The sequence below is a fragment of the Brumimicrobium sp. genome, from assembly GCF_048268645.1.
GTDB lineage: Bacteria > Bacteroidota > Bacteroidia > Flavobacteriales_D > Crocinitomicaceae > Brumimicrobium > Brumimicrobium ulvae.
The window spans coordinates 47418-73631 of the sequence record NZ_JBLWVE010000013.1; the positions used below are offsets into that span (position 1 = coordinate 47418).

Genomic DNA, 26214 nt, shown 5'->3' on the forward strand with positions numbered 1-26214 from the left:
TGACATGCTTGTGAATGAGTCTTTGGTTGTTGTGTGGACAAAGACAGAATTGTTATTCTTAGAATTTTCCTTATCTTAACTTCTATGTGTTTAATTGCTTTTGCTTACAAAGTTTCTCCAGAATATCCTTTAATTCTTGTCGCAAATCGGGAGGAGTTTTACGATCGAGCAACAGAAAAAGCTCACTTTTGGAAAGGAACAGAAAAACATCGAATTCTTGCAGGAAAAGATTTGAAGGCCGGTGGAACATGGTTTGGAGTCAGTGAAACTGGGAAATGGGCGGCAGTCACCAACCATAGAGATATGAAAAGAATTAAAGAAACTGCCCCAACAAGAGGAAATTTGATTCCCGATTTTTTAAAGACCAAAAAAACAGGAAAGGAATATCTTTTAAAACTTCAAGATGGCGCTGAAAGATACAATGGCTTTAATCTTTTGGTCGGAGATTCAACAGGAATTTATCACTATTCAAACATTTCGGATGTGATTACCAAGATCGAACCTGGAATTCATGGAGTAAGCAATGCTTTGCTGAATACACCTTGGCCGAAACTTGAAAAGGCAAAAGAAATGCTAAAAAAGAAATTACAGAATGAAGACCTTTCTAAAGCGTCCTTGTTCGACTTACTCAATGACCAAACCCAAGCTCAGGAAGACGAACTCCCAAATACAGGCTTGTCTGATGAACTAGAAAAAGCCTTGTCATCTATTTTTATCGATACCAAGGACTACGGAACACGTTGTTCAACTTTGCTAATAATCGGTCAGAATGGAAACATGAAATTTGTTGAACGGACTTATGATTCAAAATCAACAATTCAGGCAGCAGATCAAGAATTTGAAATGAGGAATGTAGACTAAACACTTATTCCCTGTTTTTTGAAGAAATTAATTAGTCTTGAACATCACTATTGTTTTTGCAAGGAGTGTGCAATAAATTGAGCAGAAAGAGGTTGTTATGTTATAAAAGAATCGCTTATGAAAACTACATTCTATTTATTGCTTTATTTTTTTATTTTTTCGAATATCTTATTGTCTCAAGATCAACCGAACGGAAACGCTAGGGCGTGGTATGAAATCGGGACTGAACAAGAAATAGATGACAATGTTGTCAATTTAAAGCCTAATGCAGTCTATTTTCAATTCAATACCGAAGAAAAAGCCAAGAATTTAGAGTCACTCGGTTTCGGGTGGATTGAAGATAATCCAGAAAACCATTTTGTTGCCTATTTAATCAATACAAGCGACTCAACGTTTAGTTCTAAACTACAAGACGGAAGTTTACTGATGATCCAAGAAGCAATGAATGAAAAAGAGGAATGGGTTCCAATAGAATATTGGGTAAAAAGCGGTTGTGGGAACAGTTATAGAACCTTAAATTTAAAACCAGGTCAGCAAGTCATGATTCCCATCAAAAAATATCAAGGGAGTTTTAAAACTAAAATAAGGTTGAAGTTACAAACAGGAAAAGAAGTGTTTTATTCACAGACTTTTGAGGGCGCTATTGAGCTAACTCAATTCAATAAAGAAACAGAGAGCGTGGGTGGAATTTTATATCGTGGACCAGCCAATTATTTGGACGAATGGCCATAAACTTTACAAATGGTTTAATCTGTTTTTACAAATCATTCATCTTCAAGGACTCAATTGTTTAATAAAAGTAAAATAAGGTTTAAACAATTTTTAAGTTTAAACTGTTTTGTAACTATAATAAGTAAACGTATTTTTGCGTTCATACGATTTAATAAATGGCGAAATATAAACCAGGTCTACTCTTAAAAGACATCAATAATCCTGCTGACTTAAGAAAGTTAACAGAAGAGCAACTACCTCAAGTTTCTGAGGAAGTACGTCAATATATGATTGATGTATTATCAGAAATTGGTAATTCACACTTTGGAGCAAGTCTAGGTGTTGTTGAATTAACAGTTGCTTTACATTATGCTTTTGATACACCGCACGACCAATTGGTCTGGGATGTTGGACATCAAGCATATGGACATAAAATTCTGACAGGAAGAAGAGATGCTTTTCCTACGAATCGTACAAAAGGAGGAATTAGTGGATTTCCAAAACGTAGCGAAAGTGAATATGATACTTTTGGTGTAGGACATTCATCAACTTCTATTTCAGGCGCCTTAGGAATGGCTGTTGCCAATCGTTACAAAGGCCTTCCAAACCGTCAGCATATTGCTGTAATTGGTGATGGAGCCATGACGGCTGGATTAGCATTCGAAGGACTGAATCATGCGGGGTTTGAAAAAGATGCCAACTTATTGGTGGTATTAAACGACAACTGTATGTCGATTGATCCAAATGTTGGTGCTTTACGCGACTATTTAACAGACATCACGACTTCGCATACTTACAACAAGGTGAAAGATGAGGTGTGGACAATGTTGGAAAAAATTTCAAAATTTGGTCCGGACGCACGTTCAGTAGTTAGTAAAGTTTCAACCGCCCTTAAAGGGAGCTTGCTTAAACAAAGCAATATGTTTGAAGCCTTGAATTTCCGCTATTTCGGACCTGTAGATGGTCATGATGTAATTGGATTGGCGAAAATATTTGAAGATTTAAAAGATATTCCAGGTCCAAAGATTTTACATTGTATAACAAAAAAAGGGAAAGGATTTAAATATTCGGAGGAAGGAAACCCAACGCAATGGCATGCGCCTGGAGTTTTCAATAAGGAAACAGGTGAAATTGTAAAAATTGTTCCCAGTTCGCCTCAACCTCCAAAATACCAAGAAGTTTTTGGACATACCATTGTAGAATTAGCAGAGAAGAACGATAAAATCATGGGAATTACCCCAGCAATGCCTTCTGGTTCTTCACTCAATATTATGATGAAAGCAATGCCCGATCGTTCTTTTGACGTGGGGATTGCAGAACAACATGCGGTAACTTTTTCTGCAGGATTGGCAACACAAGGTTTAGTTCCTTTCTGTAATATATACTCTTCTTTTATGCAGCGCGCCTATGACCAGGTGATTCACGACGTAGCTTTGCAAAACTTGAACGTGGTATTCTGTTTAGATCGTGCCGGATTTGCAGGAGCTGATGGTGCAACTCACCATGGGGCTTACGACATCGCTTATATGCGCAGCATTCCTAATATGATTGTTGCTGCACCTATGAACGAAGCAGAGCTAAGAAACATGATGTTTACGGCTCAGCAAGAAAACATGGGACCATTCAGCATTCGATATCCTAGAGGTAAAGGGGTTATGACAGAATGGAAAACAGTAATGAAACCGATGAAAGTTGGAACTGGACGTAAAATTACGACCGGAGAAGACATTGCTATTTTGACCATAGGTCACCCAGGAAATTTTGCCCAAAAGGCCATCAAAGAGTTGAGTGAAATGGGAGTTTCGGTAGCACATTACGATATGCGTTTTGTAAAACCATTGGATGAAAACCTATTGCACGAAGTGTTCTCAAAATTCGATAAAGTCATCACTGTTGAAGACGGTTGTTTGATGGGCGGAATGGGTAGTGCAATTCTAGAATTTATGGTCGATCAAGGGTATTCCTCTAAAGTAAAAAGATTGGGGATTCCTGATGAATATATTCATCACGGTACACAGCAAGAGCTTTATGCAGATGTTGGTTTCGATGTTAAAGGAATCATTAAAACGGTGGTGGAAATGTTGCCAGAACTGAAATCATCTTTGAGCGCTGAGAACAAGGTGAAGTATTCTGTAGGGTAGAGCCTACGGCTGCTTAAGGCTTTAAGCAATAAGCTAGTTTGAATAATTTTCATTTGTATTATGAATATCAAGTTAAGAGCCGAATGGAATAAAAATATTGATTCAGATATTGAGCTTGTTTTGAATCATCATATCGGTAAATGGATAGGTGAACCCAATCAAAAATACACTATTGATATAGAATACTTTGACGGAGGAAGAAGTGATACCTTCTTTGATTGTTTTTTATCTGAAAGTGAAATTATTGAAATACTACCTAATCTTAAATACCTAGAAGAGTTTGAGGAGCATTTTGAAACGCATAAACTCTTAGTTGATTCTAAATTCTTATTTCCTATTATTGAAGATGCTTGTGGAGTATTCTTTATTTCTACTTATGGTAAATTTACTGGTCAAATATTTCATGTAGATAATGGAGACTTCGGCTTTGCTTTCGTAGCCAAGTCTCTTGAGGATTTTAAAGTACGCATAAAAGCGTTTGATTTTTAAATTTGTAGATATTGAATTCTATTGTTAATGTTTAACGCAGCGCTGCAATTCACGATTTATTATGTGGTTTTGAATGGTTTTTTATAACGCAACTAGAATTAGATTTCTCAATGCAAGCATTTTCGAAATGACATTCATTTTATGATTTAGTGGCGAAAGAGGCTGTTTCAAGCAAAGCTTGAAACAGCCTCTTTCGATGTCCTACTCATATGACTTGTCATTTCGATCATTGTGTGAAATCTTTGATTTTACTCGATGGAGAAATCTGTTTTAGGAAAATCGTGATTAGAAAAGGAATTCTTTTTAGTTGACCAAGTCGTGGTCTACAATATAAGTGCTTCTGCCTTCTTTCCTTTGCGTAACTCTGCGAATCTTTGCGAAACTCAGCGTAAGTTATATCAAATAAACACCCTATAGGCCTTTGTGACTCCTCCATGATCCCTGTGTAAGAAGAAACCTTCTCCTATTGCGTGACTCAGCGTCCCCACCTCTGCGCAACTCTGCGAATCTTTGCGTAAACCTAACGAAGAGTATCTTTCTTTCCCTTTGGGTTAAAACTAAATCTCAATAGTATTACATGCCAAAAGCATACCGCCAAAAGCCTACAGCTGCTAATACTTCACAAAAACATTCTTCGGCTCAGTAAAAAACTTCATAGCTTCCCAGCCACCTTCTCTTCCAACTCCAGAAGATTTTGTCCCTCCAAACGGCGTACGTAAATCTCTAACCAACCAAGCATTAATCCAAACAATTCCTGCTTCAATGTCGTTGGCCATACGGTGAGCTCGTTTTAAATCATTGGTCCATATTGTTGCTGATAATCCATATTGTGTAGAATTGGCCATCATTAAAACCTCTTCTTCTGTTTCAAATGGAGTAATGGTCACTACAGGCCCAAATATTTCTTCTTGATTTGTTCTGCAATCGAATTTTAATCCTTCGATGATCGTAGGAGCAATGTAGAATCCTTGGTCATAAGGCGCATCTAATTTCACTTGGTGTCCTCCGGCTAAAATTGTTCCACCTTCTTCTTTGGCTAGATCGATGTAACTCAACACTTTTTCCATGTGCGGTTTTGAAACCACAGCACCCAATTGAGCTTTTGGGTCTGACGGGTAGGAAACTTTAGATTTCTTGATTTTTGTTACAAACTCGGCTTTAAATCGCTCATAAATTCCTTTTTGAACGAAAATCCTCGATCCACACAAGCAAATCTGACCTTGATTGGCAAAACTTGAACGAATGGTTGTGCTTAACATTTCATCAAAATCACAATCGTCAAAAATGATGTTTGGATTCTTTCCACCCAATTCTAGAGAAAGTTTTTTAAACATCGGTGCTGCAATCTTCGCAATGGTTTGACCTGTTGTGGTGCCACCAGTAAATGAGATGGCTTTGGTTAATTCATGACGAACAATCGCATCTCCCGCTGTGTGACCGTATCCGTGAACGATGTTCAAAACTCCTTTTGGAAAGTTAATGTCCTCCATGACCTTACACAATAAATAAGCAGTGTACGGAGTAACTTCAGAAGGTTTTGCAACGACACAATTTCCTGTTGCCATAGCGGGCGCAATTTTCCACGAGAACAAATACAAAGGTAAATTCCATGGGGAAATACAACCTACAACGCCCAATGGCTTGCGCAAAGTATAATTGATTCCCACTCCAACCATTTCGTGCGATTCAGAAGCGTAGTGTTGAACTCCAGTGGCGAAAAACTTAAAGTTTGAAATAGCACGTGGAATATCTACATGCTCAGCAAGTTTTATGGGCTTCCCATTGTCACGACTTTCAGCTTCAACAAACTCAGTCATTCTTGCTGCGATTCCTTCAGAAAGTTTCATCATCCAGTCTCCACGTTCTTCAATGCTTAATCCAGACCAACTTGGGAATGCTGCTTGTGCTGCTGCAATTGCCGCTTCGACATCTTCTGTTTGAGAATCTGGGATCAAAGAATAAGCAACTCCTTTGGAAGGTTCTATATTGTCAAAATAATTCCCTGCTTTAGGCGCAACAAATTTACCGTTGATGTAATTCTGAATTTTTTCCATAATTATAACTTAGTCTTGGAGTGTAAATTAATATTTTCTATGCAATCTCATTCGTCTTTAATCTGAAAGTTGCCATCATAAGTATTCCGAACAGGATACATGCAAAGAGTAAATGAGCTGTTTGAACCAGACCTGGAACATTAAAATGATTGAGAATAACCCCACTCAATAATTCTATGGCTAACATTACAAAAGCCCAATGAATAATACGTAAATCTTTACGTTTTCTTGAAATCCAAAACATAACGGTAATCAAACCAAGGATAATCCATGAAGAACTTCTGTGGATAAAGAAAATGGTTCCCAAGTTTTCAGCCCAGCCTTCTCGGCCAATCCCCATTTTGGTAAGGTGATCAATTTCTTCTCGAACCTGTGTCCCTAAAAACATTTGTGCAAAAACAACAACGAAAATAAAGAAAACTAAAGCGTAAAATGGCTTGCTGACTTTTATGTTTTTTTGTTGCGTCGTTGAAACTATTCTAATTATATATAGTTGTAATCCGATGATGACCAGGGCCAAAAACATATGAACAGTTATTGTCCAGGGTACAAGGTTCGTTGCAACAACAATAGACCCAAACCAAGCCTGGAAGACCAATAAAAGTAAATTTACAGTAGAAACGACGACCAATTTCTTTTGACGATATTTTGCGACTATCCAAAGAAAAACCAATAAAACGCCATTCCCCGCCATAAAACCAAACAGTCGATTGACATATTCGGTCCAAGTTTTTCTAGCGTTAAAATCTTGCTCGATTAAAATAGACTTGTCGTTGCGAATTTTATTAGCGCTTTCTTCTAATCCAATGGCAGAAAGCATATTGCTGAATTTTTCTACTTTTTTCGCTCGTTTCTCGCTATAAATGTCTTTGTAATTGTCAGGCAAAGTAGCACTGTCTGTTGGAGGAACCCACTGCCCAAAACACTTTGGCCAATCTGGACATCCCATTCCACTTCCTGTAATTCTAACAAAGCTTCCTGCAATGACCACTAAAAAAATAAAAACCAGAGTTATCCAATTGACCCGAACAAACCACTTTCCATATTTCATCTCAGCTATTTTTAGTTGGAATAAAGAGCACTTTTTATGTCACCTTTATTCTGTAACAAAAATACTATTCAAACGACAATAATGTCTGAAAAACCCATGTTTTTATTTTACATATAATTAGAATAGTGTTTGAGTTCTCTGAATGGAAATAGTGATTATTTGCTTGAAAAGATTATATTTAGTCTTTTAAAAACAATACTATTATGAGAAACTTACAGTCATTCCTGCTGCTGTTTTGCTTTTTTTTCATTTTATCTACTTATGGTCAAGAAGATAGCGTGAAAATTGTTGTAGCCAATAATGTAGAAATTGACTCAACAGGAGTTGATCCAGAGGCGCAAAAAGCATACAACGAAGGAACAACAGCCTTCGAAAATAAAAATTATGCTGAAGCGATAAAGCAATTTAAAAAAGCCATCGAGATTTCTCCCGACTTTATTTTGGCTCATTCTAATTTGTCTTATACTTACCTTTCTGACAAGAAAGTGGAACTGGCAGAACAGCAATTTTTGCACCTTACAACAATTGATGAAACTGCGCATCTACCTTTTTATGAGTTAGGAACACTTGCAGAGCTGAAGGACAGTACAGATTTGGCAATAAAATATTATTCAAATGCGATTGATCGTAAGAAAAACGACAAGCGTTATTATTATCAACGTGGTATTTTATATTTTAAATTAGGTCGGTACGAAACTGCTGTAGAGGATTTTTCTAAAGTGGTGCTTATTGACCCTAAAGATGCAGATGCCTATAACGATAGAGGGAGTGCGTATAAGTTAACTGGAAAAATAGACAAGGCGATTGCAGACTACACCAAAGCGGCTGATTTAAACAAAAAATCTGGTCTTGCTTATAACAATCTTGGGAGTTTATATAGAGAGCAAAAAGAATATGATCGCGCCATAAAAGCCTATGATAAAGCTATTCTTATTGATCAAAACAACTACCTGGCTTGGAACAATAGAGGATTCGCAAAATTCGAAAAAGGCGATTATCCAGCAGCGCTTTCAGATTTTAAACGCGTAAACCTTTTAAGTCCTGATTATGCCATTGCTTATAATAACATTGCAGGTGTATATATGGAAATGGAGGAATATGAAAATGTAGTCACGTATAGTACCAAGGCAATCGAAAGAGACGAAAATTTAGGGGCGGCGTATTACAACCGTGCCATTGCGAATGAAATGTTAAGAAACGAAGTTCAAGCATGTAAGGATTGGAGTCAAGCCGCAGATCTCGGAATTCGTATTGCAGAAGAATATTATACAACGAATAGTTGTGGAAATTTAATCGAAAAATAATGAAGAAAATAGTTCTAATTTCAGTTTTAAGCCTTTTCAGTATTTCTTTGTTTGCACAAGAAGTGACTTTCGATAAAAAGAATTTTAAAGACAACAAGAAAGAGTTTAAGGAAGCGGAAGGTCATCTTAAAATGGCAGACGAATTGATGATGCCAATGCCTTTTCCGAGATATGGACAAGCTTTGAGTTATTATTTGAAGGCCCAAGAATTCAATCCGAAAAGCGCTCATGTGAATTATCAGATTGGACTGTGTTATTTGAATACACCTCAAAAATTTAAGGCTTTGGAGTATTTTCAAAATGCATTCCAATTAAATGCCAACTTACACCCAGACATCCACTATTTTTTAGGTAGAGGTTTTCACCTGAAAATGGATTGGGATAAGGCAATTAATCATTACGAAACCCATAAAGGACGTATTGATTCGAAAAAAGACCTAGAAGCATATATGGATGTAAACAAAAGAATCCTAGAATGTCAGTCGGGTAAGCAGTTGGTGAAAAATCCTGTTCGCGTTTGGATAGACAATATGGGAAAGCAAATTAACTCTGCTTATCCAGAATATGGAATGGTGATGACGGCCAATGCTTCTGAGATTTTCTTTACGAGCCGTAGACCGGGTTCAACTGGTGATGAAAGAGATGAGTTTACAGATGAATATTTTGAAGATGTCTATACTTCGAACCGGTATACAAGCAAAGATTGGACTCCAGCAAGAAATGTAGGTGCTCCGATCAATACTAAAGGTCACGATGCTGTAGTTTCATTGAGTCCTGATGGAAGTAAAATGATTGTTTATATCGATGATAAGGGAGATGGTAACCTCTATGAAAGCCTCCGAGATGGTGATACTTGGAGTAAACCAAAAAAATTAAATGAAGCCATTTGCAGTGAGTACCACGAAGCTTCTGCTTGGTATACTCCAGATGGAAGACAGTTGTATTTTATTAGTGAGCGTCCTTTGGTTAAAAAAGGAGACCCTAAGGACAGAGATATTTATGTTGCAACTTGGAATGAAGAAAAAGAGGAGTGGGGTAATGTCGAGCGTTTACCAGAAAATATTAATTCAAAATATGATGAGGATGGAATTTATGTTCATCCAGACGGGAAGACTATATATTTTTCATCAAAAGGTCATAACTCAATGGGGGGGTATGATGTTTTTAAAGCAGTAAAAAACGAGGACGGGACTTGGTCTGACCCTGAAAATTTAGGCTATCCAATCAATACACCAGACCATGATGTGTTTTTTGTTGTTGCTGCAAATGGACGAGATGCTTATATGACCTCCTACCGTGAAGATGGCTTTGGAGGAAACGACCTCTATAAAGTAACTTTATTGGGGGAAAAGAAAGATCCGATATTGAGCGGGGAAGATATGCTTTTGGCCAACGCAACAATTGCCATTCGCGCTGTCCAAATTGAGCCAAAGGTTGAGGTTTCTGGAAGTAAGCTGATGATCTTGAGAGGAGTGGTAAGAGATGATGAATCTAAATCGCCAATTGCCGCTGATATTGAGTTGGTTGACAATGAGACCAATAAGGTAATCGCTGAATTTACATCAGATAGTAAGTCTGGACGTTATTTGGTTTCTTTACCAGGGGGTAAAAACTATGGTATCGCAGTAAAAGCAACGGACTATTTGTTCCATTCAGAGAACTTTGATGTAAAACAAGATGCTAGTTATAAAGAAGTCGAATTAAATATAGACTTGAAGAAGGTGAATGTTGGTAAATCTATCGTCTTGAAAAACATCTTCTTTGATTTGAGTAAGTATTCTTTACGACCTGAATCTGAAATTGAATTAAACAGATTAACACAGTTATTAATTGAAAATCCAGGATTAAAGATAGAGATTAGTGGTCATACAGATTCAAGAGGTTCTGCTGCATTTAACAAAGAACTTTCTAAGAACAGAGCGAAAGCAGTTGTTGACTATTTAGTTGAAAAAGGAATCAAAAAGGACCGATTGGTTTTTGCTGGGTATGGTATGGAGCAACCTATAAAAACAGATGCTGAAATAGCTAAGATGTCACGCCGCTCAGATAAAGAAGCTGCGCATCAACAAAACAGAAGAACAGAATTTAAGGTCTTGTCTAAATAGGCAGAACTAGTTAAAAATAAAATAGCCAGTCGTTAATTACGGCTGGCTATTTCTTTTACACTTAGAATTTTTTTTATCTAAACCTATAGCGCTTTCAGTCCATAGTGGTCTTGTTATACTCATCTTTAGAAAATTAAGTAAACGAGATTTTATCTATTACAAAAAAACAAAGTTTTAAGTCTTTACATTTTCCAACAAAGACTTATAATGCTTTGAAATTCATTGAAACAGAATTCACACAGTGTCTTGTGTTTTTTGCAGTAAAGTTTTCACCAACAAAAACATGACCTAGATGACCTTTACAATTAGAACAAATAATCTCTGTTCTTCTCCCATCTGCATCAGGTACACGTTCAACCGCACCTTCAATTTCGTCGTCGAAGGCTGGCCAACCGCACATCGCGTCAAATTTGCTTTCCGAAGTGTATAGTGGAGCATCGCACTGTTTACAGGTGTATATCCCTTTTGCTGATTCGTTCAGTAATGCTCCTGTAAAAGGACGTTCTGTCCCTTTCTGGAGGATGACACGTTGCTCTTCTGGTGTTAGCTCATTGTATTTTTTTATGTTTTCTGACATTGTTCTATGTTTTTTAATCTTAACGTTTTTTGCTTGCTATTGTTCACAGTCAAAGATATCAATTAATATTCTTTATTTAAAATGATTCTAAATACCTATTTTAGGGTATTGTCAGTTTTCCGAAGAAGCTGTTATTTTGCAGTATCAAAAAAACAAAAAAGGATGTTAAAAAATATTTTACTAGTTACAGCAGTTGCAGCGACATTATTTTCTTGTAAGAAAGAAGGGTGTATGGACGAAACTGCAATCAATTATAATTCAGAAGCCAAAAAAGAAGACGGTTCTTGTAAATATGAAACAGCAGAAGGGTATACTGTTCCAACGACCTATACCTTTAAAGATGCTAACGGAAATTCAACTGTAAGTTACGGAGGACAAATTGATCGTCTAAGTCAATTAGAAGAAATGGTGGTTGAAATGAAGTCTGGAATAACAGGTATGGTTGGTGAGCAAGCTTTGTTAGATATGTTTGCCAATACCGGTGACAATGGAGGAGGAAACTTCTCTTTTTCTTCAACCAAGCAACTAGAGAATAAATGTTTTCCGGACGATGTTCAGATGTTTAAAGACTGGATGGCTGATCTAGCATTTGCCAGTAATGATTTTGCTGAAACTGCAGCTAGTGGTCAAGCAGGTGTTTTAACATCAGGTTCTAAAAAGTATTTATTTGATGCCAATGGATATGAGCCAGTTCAGTTAATTGAAAAAGGATTGATGGGGGCTGTTTTTATGCACCAAGCAGTGAATGGATATTTTAGTGATGCTAAAATGAATGTGGATAATTCTGTAGCTGTAGATGCAGCAAATGGCAAATTCTATACGGCAATGGAACATCATTTTGATGAAGCGTTTGGATACTTTGGTGTTCCTACAAATTTCCCAACTGATGTACCCAATAGTTTTTGGGGGAAATACTGTAATGTGCGTGATGCAGAGTTAAATTCAAATTCAGTAATGATGGATAACTTCTTGAAAGGACGTGCTGCAATTTCAAATGATGATATGGCAAAGCGTGATGCTGCAATTCAAGAAATTAGAACAATGTGGGAAACCATTTCTGCACGTCAGGCAATTTATTACTTAAACGCTGCTGTAGCTGATTTAGGTGTGGATAATGCCAAAGCATTTCATGCACTATCTGAAGCTTATGCTTTTGCCTGGAATTTACGTTATGCGCCCTTGGAAACGAGAAGAATGTCAGTTGCTGAACATACTTCATTAATGGCTCAGTTCCCTGCAAATATGTGGGATATTACAGTTGCAGATATCAATGCGATTGTAGCTTCGATTGAGGCGAAGTTTTAATGTTAAAATAAAGAAAGTCATGTTGAAGAAATTAGTTGGATTTGTATTTGTTTTAAGCCTTGGTTTTTTATTCTCTTGTAAGGATAAAAACAAGGATGGTGATCAAGCCGATTTTAATAAAAGCGCCCTCTTAGAGAATGTGTCTGGGAATATCATTTTACCCGCTTTGAATAGTTTTGATCATGAGGTGAGTGATTTAAAATCAAGCTTTATGGATTTTAAAAACAATCCGACAAATGCCAACTTGGATATAGTAAAGTCAAACTGGAAAGCAGCTTATTTGACTTGGCAAACGGTTAAGATATTTGATTTTGGTCCGGTACGCTCTATTGGATTTAAAAATGCAACAGGAACTTATCCTGTTGATACCGCAAAAATTCAAACCAACATATCCAACGGAGGTTATAATTTAGCTGCTGTGAATAATTTGGACGCTATTGGGTTCAATGCCTTAGATTATTTGTTGTACAATTACGATGCACTGAATCGCTTTCAAAATGAAACAGCTTATTTATCATATACTGAGGAAGTAATTGAGAAGCTATACAGTGAAACACAATCTGTGGTAAATGCATGGGTCAATTATGAGTCAGTTTTCAATAAATCGACCGGTACTTCTTCAACTTCAGCTTTTTCGGAGTTCGTTAATGAATTCAATAGAGATTATGAGTTGGCAAAGACTGCAAAAGTTGGAATTCCAATAGGAAAAGCAAACCTTGGATTGGTGAAGCCTGAATATGTGGAGGCACGCTACAGCGGTATTTCATTTGAATTACTTATCGAGAGCATTAAAAGGCTAAAGGCCGTTTATAACGGAAATAGTTTTGCGAATAACACCAGTGGTGTTGGATTTAGCAATTATTTAGTCCATTTAGAAAAAGTAGGGTTGGATGATGTGATCAATGATAAATTCGATTTGATTATTGCAGACGCAGAAGCTTTTACAGTGACTTTAGAGGAAGCCATTAACAATCCTTCAATGATGAATCAGTTAGATGAGTTATACCTTCATCTTCAACAGCAAGTGGTCAACATTAAAACAGACATGACTTCAGCGTTTGGAGTATTGATTACTTATCAGGACAACGACGGTGATTAAAGCAATAAATAGAAGCACAAAGGCTGATTTTTTTAAGCAAACAGCTATAGCTCCATTGGTTATGTTTCGCATAATTTTTGGAGCTATGCTGCTTTTTAGTAGTGTGCGTTTTATTTTGAAAGGATGGGTGGAAACGCAATACATCGAGCCGAAGTTCTTTTTTGGATTCTTAGGTTTTGAATGGGTTAAACCTTTGGAAGGAAACTTAATGTACATTCCATTCATCATCATGGTTGTTGCTGCACTGTTTATCGTCTTGGGGTTGTTTTATCGGGTGAGTACGCTGTTGTTTTTTGTGTGTTTTACCTATGTTGAATTACTGGATAAATCCAATTACCTCAACCACTATTATTTTTTAAGTTTAATGAGCTTCTTAATGATGTGGATTCCGGCTCATCGCGACTTCTCCATTGACGCAAAGCTTTTTCCTAAAATCAGAAGGACGGAAACAGCAGCTTGGCATATTGGAATATTAAAGTTTCAATTGGCCGTGGTGTATATTTTCGCAGGAATTGCAAAAATTAATTCTGATTGGCTTTTTGAAGCTCAACCCTTAAAGATTTGGTTGCAGGCGCACCATAATGTACCTTTCATAGGTGGATTACTTCAGGAAGAAATTACAGCTTATTTCTTCAGTTGGATGGGGTGTCTGTACGACTTGTTCATCGTATTCTTTTTATTGAATAAACGCACCCGTCCTTTTGCCTACTTGGCAGTTATCTTCTTTCATGTGGTGACGTGGTTATTGTTTCCTATTGGTGTGTTCCCTTGGGTGATGATCTTTTCTACCACTTTGTTTTTTAGTGTGAAGTTTCACCAGACCATGTTGAATGGACTCAAGAAAGTATTCAGATGGACAGCGACAGTTCCGAACCTTGTTCGAAAACATACTGGTTCACAGAAGCTAGTGAGGTTTGCACTTCCAACGTATATAGCGCTTCAAATAATCATCCCATTGCGCTTTGTTTTGTATCCTGGAAACTTGTTTTGGAATGAAGAAGGATTCCGCTTTTCATGGCGGGTTATGCTGATGCATAAAGAAGGTCACGCTACTTTTTACGTAACCGATAAAGCAACAGGGAGAACGATAGAAATTGACAACACTGATTACCTTACCGTAAGACAAGAAGATCAAATGATGACCCAACCAGACATGATTCTGCAATTTGCAAAATATTTAAAGCAAGAATTTGATGGAAAAACCTACTCTAACAAGGAACAATCAATAACTTTGCACGATCCTGCAGTTCATGCAGAAGTATTTGTGAGTTTGAATGGAAGGCCATCACAGAAGTTTATTGATAAAAAACACGATTTGACAGCCTTGCCTTATAATTTAAAACACCGTGATTGGATAGAACCTTTTGAAAAGTGAGAACAGTAGTAGCAATCATATCATTTTTAATGGTGTTCGTTTCATTCGGACAAGAAAATTATAGTGGAATCATTGTCGATCAAGAGAATGAAGGAGTTCCAGGGATAAAGGTTCAGAACTTGGCCTCAAAAGCATTGGCAAGAGCCTCGAATAAAGGTGAATTTACTATACCTGCAAATTACGGAGATACAATCCAATTTACTTTTAGTCAGTATGATACTTTATTGGTTGTTGCTGGAAAGGATATGTCTACCAACAATAACAACCGATTGAAGATGTGTTACGAAACCCAAGAGATTGGTGAAGTAATTATTGTGAAAAAGCGAATGGCCGATTTTAACGTGGGATTTATGCCACCCATCAAAGGAGTTCGATTAAATACCGGAACCAACTCTATTATTGAATTAGAAAACTTAAGCGGAGCAAAATCCACAGGGAATGCGCGTGAAATGTATGCAAAAGTTCCCGGACTAAATATTTGGGAAAACGATGGTTCAGGTATTCAAACGGGAATTGGAGGAAGGGGGTTGAGTCCAAAAAGGACAGCCAATTTTAATACCAGACAAAACGGATACGATATCAGTGCGGATGCTTTAGGTTATCCAGAAAGCTACTATACGCCACCAATTGAGGCGCTAAAAAGCATAGAGATTATCCGTGGTTCTGCCGCATTACAGTTCGGAACTCAGTTTGGAGGTCTATTGAATTTTGAAATTTTAGCACCAGTTAAACACAGTCCCTTTGAGTTTACTTCTAGAATTACTGGAGGAGGATATGGCTACTTTAGTACATTCAACAGGATTTCAGGTTCCCACAAAAGAATGTATTATCAAGCTTATCACCAATATAAAAGAGGAGACGGCTACAGAGAAAATAGTCACTTTTATCAACACCAAGCTTTTGCACAGTTGGGGTACTATTTAAACGAAAACTGGACGGTCGGTATTGAGTTTACGCACATGAATTATTTGACCAAACAAGCCGGGGGATTAACCGATGTGGCCTTCCAAGAAGATCCACGTCAAAGTGTTCGAGATAGAAACTGGTTCGCTGTAGATTGGAACTTGTTGGCCTTGACTTCAAATTATCAAATCAATAAGACAACAACTTTTGATATACGTGCTTTTGGAATGATTTCAAACCGAAGAACTTTAGGTTTCTTAGGGAAAATAACCCAAACCGACAATGGAGGAAACAGAGAAATGATTTATTCTGACTTCATCAACGGTGGAATAGAAGCACGTTTCATGAAAAAGTACAGCTGGTTTAAATCAGAAACTTCCTCTGCAAAAATTAAAGGAGCATTACTTGTTGGAGCTAGGGTTTACCAAGGAGAAACAAAAACCAAACAGGGAACAGCCGCAGATGGTGATGATGCCAACTTTGTTTTTATTCATCCCGATGACGTAGAAGGTTCATCTTTTGTTTATCCTTCAGTAAATCAAGCTTTGTTTGCAGAAAACATGTTCTTTTTAGGTAAAAAATGGAGGTTTAATTTAGGTGTCCGTTTAGAAAATATTTCTACTCGCTCGGAAGGATTCTATAAACAATATGTAGTTCATCCCTTAAATTTCGATACCCTGATGGTAAACCGTGTTACAGATTCGAATGCTGTGTCGAGAACAGTTCCTTTGTTTGGAGCTGGAGTATCCTACAAGGTCGGGAAAAGCGCAAGTTTATATACTAATTTCACACAGAATTACCGTGCCATAAACTTCACAGATATACGCGTGACCAATCCAAACGTTGTGGTGGATCCAAACATTAGAGATGAATATGGGTTTACTGCTGAATTAGGGTTTAGAGGACTTTTAAAAGACCTCTTAATTTATGATTTATCAGCCTTTTATATTTTCTATGGTGATAAAATTGGCTTAGCACCAAAACCAAAAACCGTTAAAAAAGAAAGAACCAATATTGGTGATGCACAGAATTATGGATTGGAAGCATTTGCGGAAATAGATTGGATGAAATTGGGGACCGAAAAGCGCGAATGGAGTTTGAACACCTTCGTTAATGCTTCTTATATTAACGCCAATTACATCCGTTCGAAAGAACCAAACTATGTAGGGAACAAAGTGGAATATGTCAGTGAATTTATGGTGAAAACCGGAATCAGTACCAGTTTCAAGAGCTGGACTTTTAAAATTCAATACAGTTTTAATTCTGCGCAATTTTCTGACGCCTCTAACGCTGTAGAAGCTTCAGGTGATGCTCTGTTGGGGGAGGTCCCCGCATATTCTGTCTTTGACTTCAGTGGGAAATATGCATTTAAAAAGTATTTCCAAGTTGAGTTTGGTGTAAATAACTTTACCAATTCAAATTATTTTACCAGAAGAGCAACAGGTTATCCTGGACCTGGAATTCTACCCTCTGAAGGGATTAACGGATATGTGACATTGCAGTTTAAGTTTGCGAAGTAACAGTAATTATCCGCAATACTAATTTCAGTAGTGATGAAATTTTTAAAAAAATCTATCGTCTATTTCACCTTGTTCTTTTTTGCATACTTTATGCTGAATGCATTGCGCATTTATAACTATTCATCTGAATACAGTGAAGAGCAATCGGATGTTGCAATTGTTTTAGGTGCGGCAATTAACAATGGTACTCCATCACCTGTTTTTAGAGAAAGGATAAATCACAGTATATATTTGTATAAGAAAGGAGTAATCGATAAGGTGATTTATACTGGTGGGGTTGGAAAAGGTCACACACAGTCGGAAAGCGAAGTAGCCATGTTATACGCCATTAGTAAAGGCGTCAAGAAGGAAGATATTCTAATTGAAAAAGTGTCAAAGTATACAACTCAAAACTTGAGTGAAGCAAAAAAGTTACTTACGTCGCATAATTTAAACAGTGTTTTGTTGATTTCTGATCCACTGCACATGAAAAGGGGGATGCTGCATGCAGAAAACAATGGTATTCAATGTAAATCTTCTCCAACAAAGACAAGTATGTATTCATCAAAATCAGTCAAGTTTAAACAGTTGGTGTATGAAGCATTTTTCTATAGTTTAAGTGAGCCACTAATTACAATTGGTTTTAATCCGTAATAGACGATTGTTGTCATCGCTTTGTAAGGCCTGTAGAAAATCGTGCTCCAATACAATGCGTCGCAGATTCCTACGGATTTTTTAATTGTCAATCAGCTAGCATTAGATAAAACCGCCTACTTCCGCAGTTTAATACAGCGCGTGTTTGGAATAAAACAACCACCCCTATCGTATTCAGCACTCATCATTCATAATTATTTAACATAATCTTGCTTATGAACTAACATGTACTGATTGTCGTCCATTTTAAGGTAACCTTGGTCATAACAAAAAATATACTGACTTCCTTTTTTGGTGGTGTAGATATTGGTGTAATAGTGGAAGTTAAATCCTTCCTCAGCCATTGTAATACCATCCACAGTTTTTTTGCCCTCGGGATTTAGTTTTGATAAAATACGTCTGTTTTTCCGTAAAATATTATTGATCCTACGCATGTATTTATTGCTGTCCTCATTCAATCTGTTGTTGAAAGTGTTCCTACAGTAGTCCCCACAAAACTTTTGATCACGTCTTCCATTCAATTGTGTTCCGCACTCTTGGCAAGCTCTTTCTTTTTCGGACTCTTTCATAAGGTATTAATTTATAAGTAGTTTAGCTAATCTAGTGAATTTTCATCTAAAAAAGAAAAACTCTTTGTCAATGATCGATATTTATCATCAACAAAGAGTTAGGTCTATTCTGTTAAAATCTACGACGAGGGTAAAAAGTTGTTGTTAGTGACTATGTTCTGTCTCGCTTTTCATCATTTCTGCGATCAAATAATAAGCTCCATTCTGAACGATTTTTGCATTTTCTGGGAGAGGTGTCAATAAATCAATGGCTACATAACCACCTTCTTGTTGTCCTGTGATTACTTCAACCATTTTAAACTCGAATTCTTCTTTTTGCTCTTCTTCTGATTGCGTGGTGATAAAAATGTATGTTTTACCTTCTTCTGTAATCACAGCAGATTCAGGAAGGGCATCGCGTTCATTGTCTGCAGTGAAAATCTTTCCTTTAATGTACATTCCTGCGACCAAGTGAAGGTCTTTCTCTTCAATTTCCGCATGAACGTGAACTGCTCTTGGAGTTTCTTCAAAACGTTTCCCAACCGAGATGATTTTTGCACTTAAGGTTTGTTCTGATGTTGCTACTGTAAATTCAATTTGCTGACCTTTCTTAACATGAACAATGTCCTTTTCAAAAACCATAAAGTCGGCATGTACATGTTCTGTGTTCACTACTTTAAACATTTCTTTTTGTGCATCTACAAATTGTCCCAATTGAATGTCAACGGCCTCAACCGAACCTGCAATTGGACTAATCACCGGAATTCTATCATACAGTTTTCCTGATTGGATATAATTTAAACTCAAGTTTAACTGTTTCAATTGTGCCGCATAACCGTTCAAATCTCCTTTGTTGGATAGGTATTCCGATTCTATTTTTTGTAACTCTTTTCCAGCTCCAATTTCAGCATCTGACAACTTTTGTTGTCTCTCAACCTGTTTAGACAAGTATTTATCATTGTTGAATGCCTTGAAATACGCCGTTTGAATATTGATGAAATTAGGATGACTTAAGTAAGCAATGGTTTGCCCTTTTTTAATCACTGTCCCTTCAATCACTTCGATTCCAACAACATTTCCACCTAGGATAGCGGTGATTGTCGCTTCGTGTTGTGGTGGAACCTCAAGACTTCCATTCGTATAAATAATACCTTCGAAAGTGTGTCTTTGCATGGTATCGAGTTCAATTTTTAAACTCTTGAATTTTTGCGGTGAAAGATGCACTTCGTCATGAGCGTGGTCATGATCTTCCTCTTCCGCTTGATTTCCTTGGCTTGTTTCGTTGTTTGAACAGGCAGAAAATGCCAACAACAAAATAGCGCTTATTATAATTGTGAATTGTGTTTTCATTTTAAATGTTTTTTAGGGAAATTAATTCCATTGTAAATAGTATTCTAATAAATAACGCTGAAGCAGATAATTATCTAAAGCATCCCAAGCGTCAACCTCAATGCGAATAGCAGTTCTTACGGTTTGTAAAAATTGCGTGTAATCAATCTCGCCTTCCTCAAAAGCAGTAATCGCACTTTTTCGTTGCAATTGTGCTAAAGGCAAAGCTTCTTCTTGATAATACATCCACGTATTTCGCCATTTCTGATAGTCTTCATAAGTGGAATTGATCTCCATTTTCAACTCCATTGCTTGTTGCTGATAATTTTGTTCAGCAATTTTACGGTCAATTTTGGCTGCTTGAGAAAGTCCCAGTTGACGATTAAATATTAACGGAATATTTATACCAATTTGATAGGTGTAGAATCCTGTTTGATTTGCGATCATCTGTTCACCAAACTGACCATTAAAAGTAGGTAAGTACTGTGAATTCTGTTTTTTAATATGCGCTTCAGCAATATTAATTTGCTGTTCATAATAAGAAAGAAGCGGGTGAGAAAGGATAGAATCTTCATTCATTTCTATAATCTCAACAAAGTTTGAATATTCAATTTCTGGAACTGTGAAAACCGTGTCACTGACCAACCAAAGGTTTAATTTCTTGATTGAAATCAGGTATTCATGATATTTTTGTTCCTTTTTAATCCTTAATCCATTGGCTTCATTGGCTGTAGATAAATAGGATAAATTTGAAATATCTTCCACTTCGTAACGTATTTTTTCCGTGTCTTTTATTTTTGAGAAAATTGAGTCTAAAGCTTGATAAACTTTATAAATTTCTTGATTCGTATAAACTTCAGCCCAAGCTTTTTTAACTTCATAACGAATAGAAATTTGAGATAATTCTAAGGCTTTTTCGGCCAAAAGAATTTGTTGATTCTGAAACTTTATCCCCGGTGCAATTCCAAATAAATTGATTCCTTGCTGTTGTAAGCCAATCCGGGTATAAACTCCATCTGAACCATTTCCAATCTCTTCTTTTCCGGTGTATATTGTCGTATTGCCAAAATCCCAAGCTGTTTTCTTTAAAGCCGTTTGTTGGTCGACTTCTAATTGTTTGGCCTTTAATGTTGGTAAGCGACTCAACGCTTGTTCTTGTGCTTCTTCGATTGTAATTGGTTGCCAATTTTCTTCAATTGAATTTTGTGCGTTAAACATTGGAGTGATTAGAATAAACAACACTCCAATTCCCATTGCTAATGATGGATTTCGCTTCGTTCTTTCCTTTCTTTTTTCTAAATACATATACAAAATAGGTAAAACAATTAATGTGAGTAGTGTTGCGCTAATCATTCCTCCAATTACAACCGTTGCGAGAGGACGTTGAACTTCAGCACCTGCAGAAGCGGAAAATGCCATAGGCAAGAACCCGAAAATATCTGTTACTGCTGTCAACATAATTGGACGAATACGTTCTCTCGTTCCAGTGAAAATTCGTTCTTTAATATCTGTTATTCCTTCCATTTTTAAAGAATTAAATCGATTTATTAATACCAAACCATTCAATACAGCTACTCCAAAAAGCACGATAAATCCTACTCCAGCTGAAATACTAAACGGCATATCACGAATCCATAAAGCAAATACTCCACCTATTGCCGCTAAAGGAATAGCGATGTAAATCATGATGGATTGCGTAAATGATTTTAATGCGAAATAGAGCAGAATAAAAATCAGTACAAGTGCTATTGGTACTACAACCATTAAGCGATTTGTGGCACTTTCAAGATTCTCAAATTCTCCGCCATAAGAGATGTTGTATCCAGGAGGTAAAACAAATTCATCTTTAACTTTCTGTTGAATGTCAGTTACCACAGATTTTACATCTCGACCTCTTGTGTTTACACCTATATAAGTCTGGCGGTAAGTATCATCTCTTGAAATTTGCATTGGACCGGGTTCATATTCAATCGTTGCAAATTCTTTCAACATGACTTGTGAGCCATTTGGAATATCAACGTATAATTGCCTGATGTCATCAATCGATTGACGGTATTTCTCTCCATATCGAACAACCAAGTCAAAACGACGTTCTCCCTCGTAAATCGTTCCTGCAACTCCACCTGCTAATGCAGTACTTAGATAAGTATTCAGTTGCTCGATGGAAACACCATATTGTGCCACTTTATCTCTGTCAAACTTGATGTTTATTTGTGGTAAACCGGAAGTTCGTTCTGCATTTATGTCTCCAACTCCATCAATGGATTGAATTAACGCAGCAAGTTCTTGTGCTTTTTCATTCAATACGTCCAAATCTTCACCATAAATTTTAACGGCCACATCTTCACGGACTCCAGTCAATAATTCGTTAAAACGCAATTCAATAGGCTGACTAATAACGATGTTTACACCAACCAAAACTTCGGAAAGTTTATCTTTCATTTTTTCGATGAGTTCTTCTTGCGTTTCTGCCGATGTCCATTTGCTGTGGTCTTTTTCAAGTATGATAAACATATCTGCAATATCCATAGGCATTGGATCTGTTGGGATGTCGGCAACTCCAATTCGAGAACCAGCTGATTTCACTTCAGGGAAATTTTCCAATAAAGTGGTTTCAATAGTTGTAGAAGTAGCAATCATTTCTTCTAAGCTACTTCCAGGTCTAATCAATGCTTGAATGGCTAAATCCCCTTCTTTTAATTGGGGAATAAATTCTCCACCCATTCTTGAGAAAGTGAAAATTGTTAATCCTAGAATTAAAACCGCTACGCCTATAACAGCCAATTTGAATTTCATTGCAGCTTCAAGAATTGGATGATAAACTTTGTTGATTCCACCAATTATTCCATTGCTGAATCGCTCTAATTTGGATTCAAATTTAGCATACCAATTGTTTTTGTTTCTCATTGGACGCATAAATAATGCAGACATCATTGGAACATATGTTAAACACAATATAATCGCTCCAATCATCGCAAAACCGAAAGTATAAGCCATCGGTTGAAACATTTTTCCTTCAACTCCTTGCAAGAATAAAATCGGCATGAAGACAATCAAGATAATGATTTGACCAAAAAACGCAGATTCCATCATGGTGTTACTCGCTTCAATGGCAACATTGTCCATTTCTTTTCTGGAGAAATTGAGTGTTCCCTTCCGCATTCGTCTTTGAATTTCGAAAACCGTTCCTTCAATAATAATTACAGCTCCATCGATTATAATTCCAAAGTCAATAGCCCCCAAACTCATTAAATTTGCCCAAACACCGAATTGTTTCATCAGAATAAAAGCAAACAACAAAGCCAAAGGAATTGTCGTGGCAGTTATTAATCCACCTCTAAAACTACCGAGTAAAATAACCAATGCAAAAATGACAATTAACGCTCCTTCGATGAGGTTTGTTGAAACTGTATCTGTCGTTCTAGCAATTAATTCACTTCTGTCAAGATAAGGCACAATTTTTAACCCTTCTGGCATGGAAGATTGAATTTTTTCAATTCGTTCTTTTACATTAGTGATTACTTTATTTGGATTGGCGTCTTTCAACATTAAAACCATTCCACCAACGGCTTCTTTTCCATCTTTAGTGAAAGCACCGTAACGAACTTGACTTCCATAACTTACTTTTTCGGCAATATCGGCAATAGTCGTAGGAACTCCGTTTTCTGTTTTTACAGGAATTTTTCGAATGTCATCCAAAGAGCGAATCAAACCTTCTCCACGAATAAAGTTGGCCATTTTATTGCGCTCAATATAAGCTCCACCTGTGTTGGTGTTGTTTTCTTCAAGCGCTTTATAAACATCACCAATGGTAACATTCATCGACTTTAGTTTGTTTGGATCAACGCTAACTTCGTATTGTTTTACGTTTCCACCAAAAGCATTCACTCCAACAACACCTTCTATAAGTGTTAATTGTCGCGCAACAATCCAATCTTGAACTGAGCGTAATTCTGTTAAAGTATAAACGGAGTCGTATTTTGGATCAACTTCAATACTGTATTGATAGATTTCTCCTAAACCCGTTGTGATTGGTCCCATGCTAGGCGCTCCAAATTTTTCAGGAATGTTTTGGCGAACATCAATTAATTTTTCCTGTACCAATTGTCGGGCATGGTAAGTCCCTATTTCTTCTTCAAAAACGATGGTAACCACTGATAATCCGAATCGAGAAATTGAACGAATTTCTTCAACGCCAGGCAGATTTCCCATTTCAACTTCCACAGGATAGGTCACGAATTGCTCGATATCCTCAGTAGAAAGATTTGGCGAAACCGTCATTACCTGAACTTGATTGTTGGTAATATCAGGAACTGAACCTAAATTGATGGTACGCATTGAGAAAATTCCAAAGCCGATCATGGCTAGAGTCAATAACCCAACGATTAATTTGTTTTTGATAGAAAATGATATAATTCTGTAAATCATTTTTTCTTGTATTTAATTAATGTTTAAAGGAATACATAAATGTATTTCCTCTACTTATGGGCTTGTTAAAAGCCCAAGATTAACTGTCGAAGAGACAGTTAATAAATCAAACAAGAAAAAATGGAGGTCCACGCTGTTGCTTATTCCTTTGATCGGGTGGAGAATAATTAGGTGTTTTGTATTCGAAATTCTTAATAGAATCATCAAATGCCGGTAGAAATAGTGTAGGGTATTTTAAAACAGCATATAAAGCATATGATTTTACATCAGGAGTATAGCTGTGAATACTAGCGAAAAAGCCAGATTCACACTTTTCCTTTGGATTATCTATATCATCAAAAAGATGTTGCAATATATTGATGAATGAAGTCTCATCGTCGTGATCTTCATGTCCAATATGTGCTAATTCAGAATTTGAATGTGTTGAATTATGAAAGTGATTGATATGAATTGAAACAATATGGTCTTGGTGAGCAGTTTCACTTTCACAACGCGGCATTAGGTTATTGGTTAGTCCAGTGAGATAACCAACAATTAAAAAAAATGATATAATTAGCCGCATTATTTTCATCCTACCGTAAAGGTAGAAAATTTAGGCAAGACTTATCATGTTCTTAAGTTATTTATATTTGTTCTAAATAACTTAAAAGCCGTGAGGCTATGCGATTAACAATATTTAACACGCAACTCGTTGACCTTGGCTTAAGTATCAACATCTTTGTATACAGTGCAAAAAGAATGTAAAATTATGGAAGAAAACACATCATCTTCGCTTACACCCGCAGATACAATTCGGGAGCTTACAGAAAAAATACAACATGAAAGACCGCTCATTAATTTGGTCAATAAAGAACTTTCAAAAGTAATTGTTGGTCAAGATAAAATGCTTGAACGCTTACTGATTGCGCTTTTGGCGAATGGACATATTTTATTAGAGGGTGTTCCAGGTTTAGCAAAAACCTTAGCCATCAAAACTTTGTCAGATGTGATTGGAGGTGATTTCAGTAGAATTCAGTTTACTCCAGATTTACTTCCAGCCGACGTAACAGGAACTCAAATTTACAATCAAAAAACGCAAGAATTTTCGGTTACTAAAGGACCAATCTTCGCCAATTTCATTTTGGCAGATGAAATCAATAGAGCCCCAGCTAAAGTTCAATCCGCTTTGTTGGAAGCGATGCAAGAAAGACAAGTAACCATTGGAGACGAAACCTTTACTTTGCCGAAGCCGTTTTTGGTGTTAGCGACTCAAAATCCAATTGAACAAGAAGGGACTTATCCATTGCCAGAAGCGCAAGTTGACCGATTTATGTTGAAGGTGACGTTAGATTATCCGAATCCCGAAGAGGAAATGTTAATCCTGAGAAATAATGTGAGAAGTCAAGGCCTAGAAAAAGCAAGTGCAATTATTAGCCCTGAAGATGTTATTCGTTTAAGAACTCTGGTTCGTGATGTTTACCTAGACGAAAAAATTGAGAAATATATTATTGATATCGTATTTGCTACACGTGATCCAAAGAAATATGACCTCGGAAACTTAGCTCCTTTGATTTCTTTTGGCGCATCTCCAAGAGCTAGTATAAATTTAGCCTTAGCAGGTAAGGCCAACGCATTCCTTCAAGGTAGAGCGTATGTGATTCCAGATGATATTCGAAATATCGCTGCAGATGTAATTCAACATAGGCTTGGTTTAACTTATGAAGCAGAAGCCGAAGGTGTAAATGCACGCGATATTGTGGATAAAGTTTTAGCCAGAGTTGAAGTACCGTAAACAGTAATTT

The 26214-nt window shown here is 36.8% G+C and carries 19 protein-coding genes; 12 read left to right on the forward strand and 7 right to left on the reverse strand.

All coding sequences use genetic code 11. The annotated features are described in order from the left end of the window. Positions 1–84 precede the first annotated feature (84 nt). From ACN0U3_RS10690 to ACN0U3_RS10705, 4 genes are all read left to right on the forward strand, one after another. On the forward strand, positions 85–861 hold the full coding sequence (locus ACN0U3_RS10690; RefSeq protein WP_417266205.1) for an NRDE family protein: 777 nt from the start codon (positions 85–87) through the stop codon (positions 859–861). Between the two features lie 117 nt (positions 862–978). Beyond that, entirely contained in the window at positions 979–1593 is a 615-nt protein-coding gene (locus tag ACN0U3_RS10695; protein ID WP_417266206.1) for a hypothetical protein, read from the forward strand. A gap of 155 nt (positions 1594–1748) precedes the next feature. Then, positions 1749–3713 carry a 1-deoxy-D-xylulose-5-phosphate synthase gene (dxs, locus tag ACN0U3_RS10700; protein WP_417266207.1) on the forward strand — a complete coding sequence of 655 codons (1965 nt, stop codon included), beginning with the start codon at positions 1749–1751 and terminating at the stop codon, positions 3711–3713. A gap of 60 nt (positions 3714–3773) precedes the next feature. Further along, positions 3774–4202 carry a hypothetical protein gene (locus ACN0U3_RS10705; protein WP_417266208.1) on the forward strand — a complete coding sequence of 143 codons (429 nt, stop codon included), beginning with the start codon at positions 3774–3776 and terminating at the stop codon, positions 4200–4202. A 611-nt stretch (positions 4203–4813) separates the two neighbouring features. Here ACN0U3_RS10705 and ACN0U3_RS10710 read toward each other — a convergent pair. Beyond that, positions 4814–6256 (reverse strand): aldehyde dehydrogenase, encoded by a 1443-nt coding sequence (locus ACN0U3_RS10710; protein WP_417266209.1) that lies wholly within the window; start codon positions 6254–6256, stop codon positions 4814–4816. A 37-nt stretch (positions 6257–6293) separates the two neighbouring features. Then, complete coding sequence (locus ACN0U3_RS10715; protein WP_417266210.1) at positions 6294–7307, reverse strand: COX15/CtaA family protein; 1014 nt, start codon at positions 7305–7307, stop codon at positions 6294–6296. Positions 7308–7510: 203 nt separating this feature from the next. Between ACN0U3_RS10715 and ACN0U3_RS10720 the strand changes: the two genes are divergently transcribed. Beyond that, positions 7511–8611, forward strand: a complete 1101-nt coding sequence (locus ACN0U3_RS10720) for a tetratricopeptide repeat protein (protein WP_417266211.1) — start codon at positions 7511–7513, stop codon at positions 8609–8611. Further along, entirely contained in the window at positions 8611–10716 is a 2106-nt protein-coding gene (locus ACN0U3_RS10725; RefSeq protein ID WP_417266212.1) for an OmpA family protein, read from the forward strand. The genes ACN0U3_RS10720 and ACN0U3_RS10725 overlap by 1 nt, the downstream gene beginning before the upstream one ends. A gap of 202 nt (positions 10717–10918) precedes the next feature. Here the strand turns inward: ACN0U3_RS10725 and ACN0U3_RS10730 are convergent, their stop codons facing one another. Then, positions 10919–11293, reverse strand: a complete 375-nt coding sequence (locus ACN0U3_RS10730; RefSeq protein ID WP_417266213.1) for a methionine-R-sulfoxide reductase — start codon at positions 11291–11293, stop codon at positions 10919–10921. Positions 11294–11455: 162 nt separating this feature from the next. On the opposite strand from ACN0U3_RS10730, the gene ACN0U3_RS10735 reads away from it, so the two are divergent. The 5 genes from ACN0U3_RS10735 to ACN0U3_RS10755 are packed head-to-tail and all read left to right on the forward strand — an operon-like array spanning position 11456 to position 18128. Beyond that, positions 11456–12598 carry a DUF4856 domain-containing protein gene (locus tag ACN0U3_RS10735; RefSeq protein ID WP_417266214.1) on the forward strand — a complete coding sequence of 381 codons (1143 nt, stop codon included), beginning with the start codon at positions 11456–11458 and terminating at the stop codon, positions 12596–12598. Positions 12599–12617: 19 nt separating this feature from the next. Next, positions 12618–13697 carry an imelysin family protein gene (locus tag ACN0U3_RS10740; protein WP_417266215.1) on the forward strand — a complete coding sequence of 360 codons (1080 nt, stop codon included), beginning with the start codon at positions 12618–12620 and terminating at the stop codon, positions 13695–13697. Further along, entirely contained in the window at positions 13690–15072 is a 1383-nt protein-coding gene (locus ACN0U3_RS10745) for an HTTM domain-containing protein (protein ID WP_417266216.1), read from the forward strand. The genes ACN0U3_RS10740 and ACN0U3_RS10745 overlap by 8 nt, the downstream gene beginning before the upstream one ends. Next, positions 15069–17495 (forward strand): TonB-dependent receptor family protein, encoded by a 2427-nt coding sequence (locus ACN0U3_RS10750; protein ID WP_417266217.1) that lies wholly within the window; start codon positions 15069–15071, stop codon positions 17493–17495. The genes ACN0U3_RS10745 and ACN0U3_RS10750 overlap by 4 nt, the downstream gene beginning before the upstream one ends. A gap of 33 nt (positions 17496–17528) precedes the next feature. After that, complete coding sequence (locus ACN0U3_RS10755; protein ID WP_417266218.1) at positions 17529–18128, forward strand: YdcF family protein; 600 nt, start codon at positions 17529–17531, stop codon at positions 18126–18128. Between the two features lie 194 nt (positions 18129–18322). Here ACN0U3_RS10755 and ACN0U3_RS10760 read toward each other — a convergent pair whose 3' ends face one another. The 4 genes from ACN0U3_RS10760 to ACN0U3_RS10775 form a co-directional block, all read right to left on the reverse strand. Then, the gene (locus tag ACN0U3_RS10760) at positions 18323–18697 is read right to left on the reverse strand and encodes a hypothetical protein (protein WP_417266219.1); all 375 of its coding nucleotides are present in this window, start codon (positions 18695–18697) and stop codon (positions 18323–18325) included. A gap of 144 nt (positions 18698–18841) precedes the next feature. Further along, positions 18842–20026: an efflux RND transporter periplasmic adaptor subunit gene (locus ACN0U3_RS10765; RefSeq protein ID WP_417266220.1), complete on the reverse strand. Its 1185-nt coding sequence runs from the start codon at positions 20024–20026 to the stop codon at positions 18842–18844. 21 nt (positions 20027–20047) lie between these two features. Further along, positions 20048–24433 (reverse strand): CusA/CzcA family heavy metal efflux RND transporter, encoded by a 4386-nt coding sequence (locus ACN0U3_RS10770; protein ID WP_417266221.1) that lies wholly within the window; start codon positions 24431–24433, stop codon positions 20048–20050. Positions 24434–24539: 106 nt separating this feature from the next. Then, positions 24540–24995 (reverse strand): hypothetical protein, encoded by a 456-nt coding sequence (locus tag ACN0U3_RS10775; RefSeq protein WP_299204634.1) that lies wholly within the window; start codon positions 24993–24995, stop codon positions 24540–24542. Between the two features lie 186 nt (positions 24996–25181). On the opposite strand from ACN0U3_RS10775, the gene ACN0U3_RS10780 reads away from it, so the two are divergent. After that, positions 25182–26204 carry an AAA family ATPase gene (locus ACN0U3_RS10780; RefSeq protein WP_417266222.1) on the forward strand — a complete coding sequence of 341 codons (1023 nt, stop codon included), beginning with the start codon at positions 25182–25184 and terminating at the stop codon, positions 26202–26204. The last annotated feature ends 10 nt before the right edge of the window (positions 26205–26214 follow it).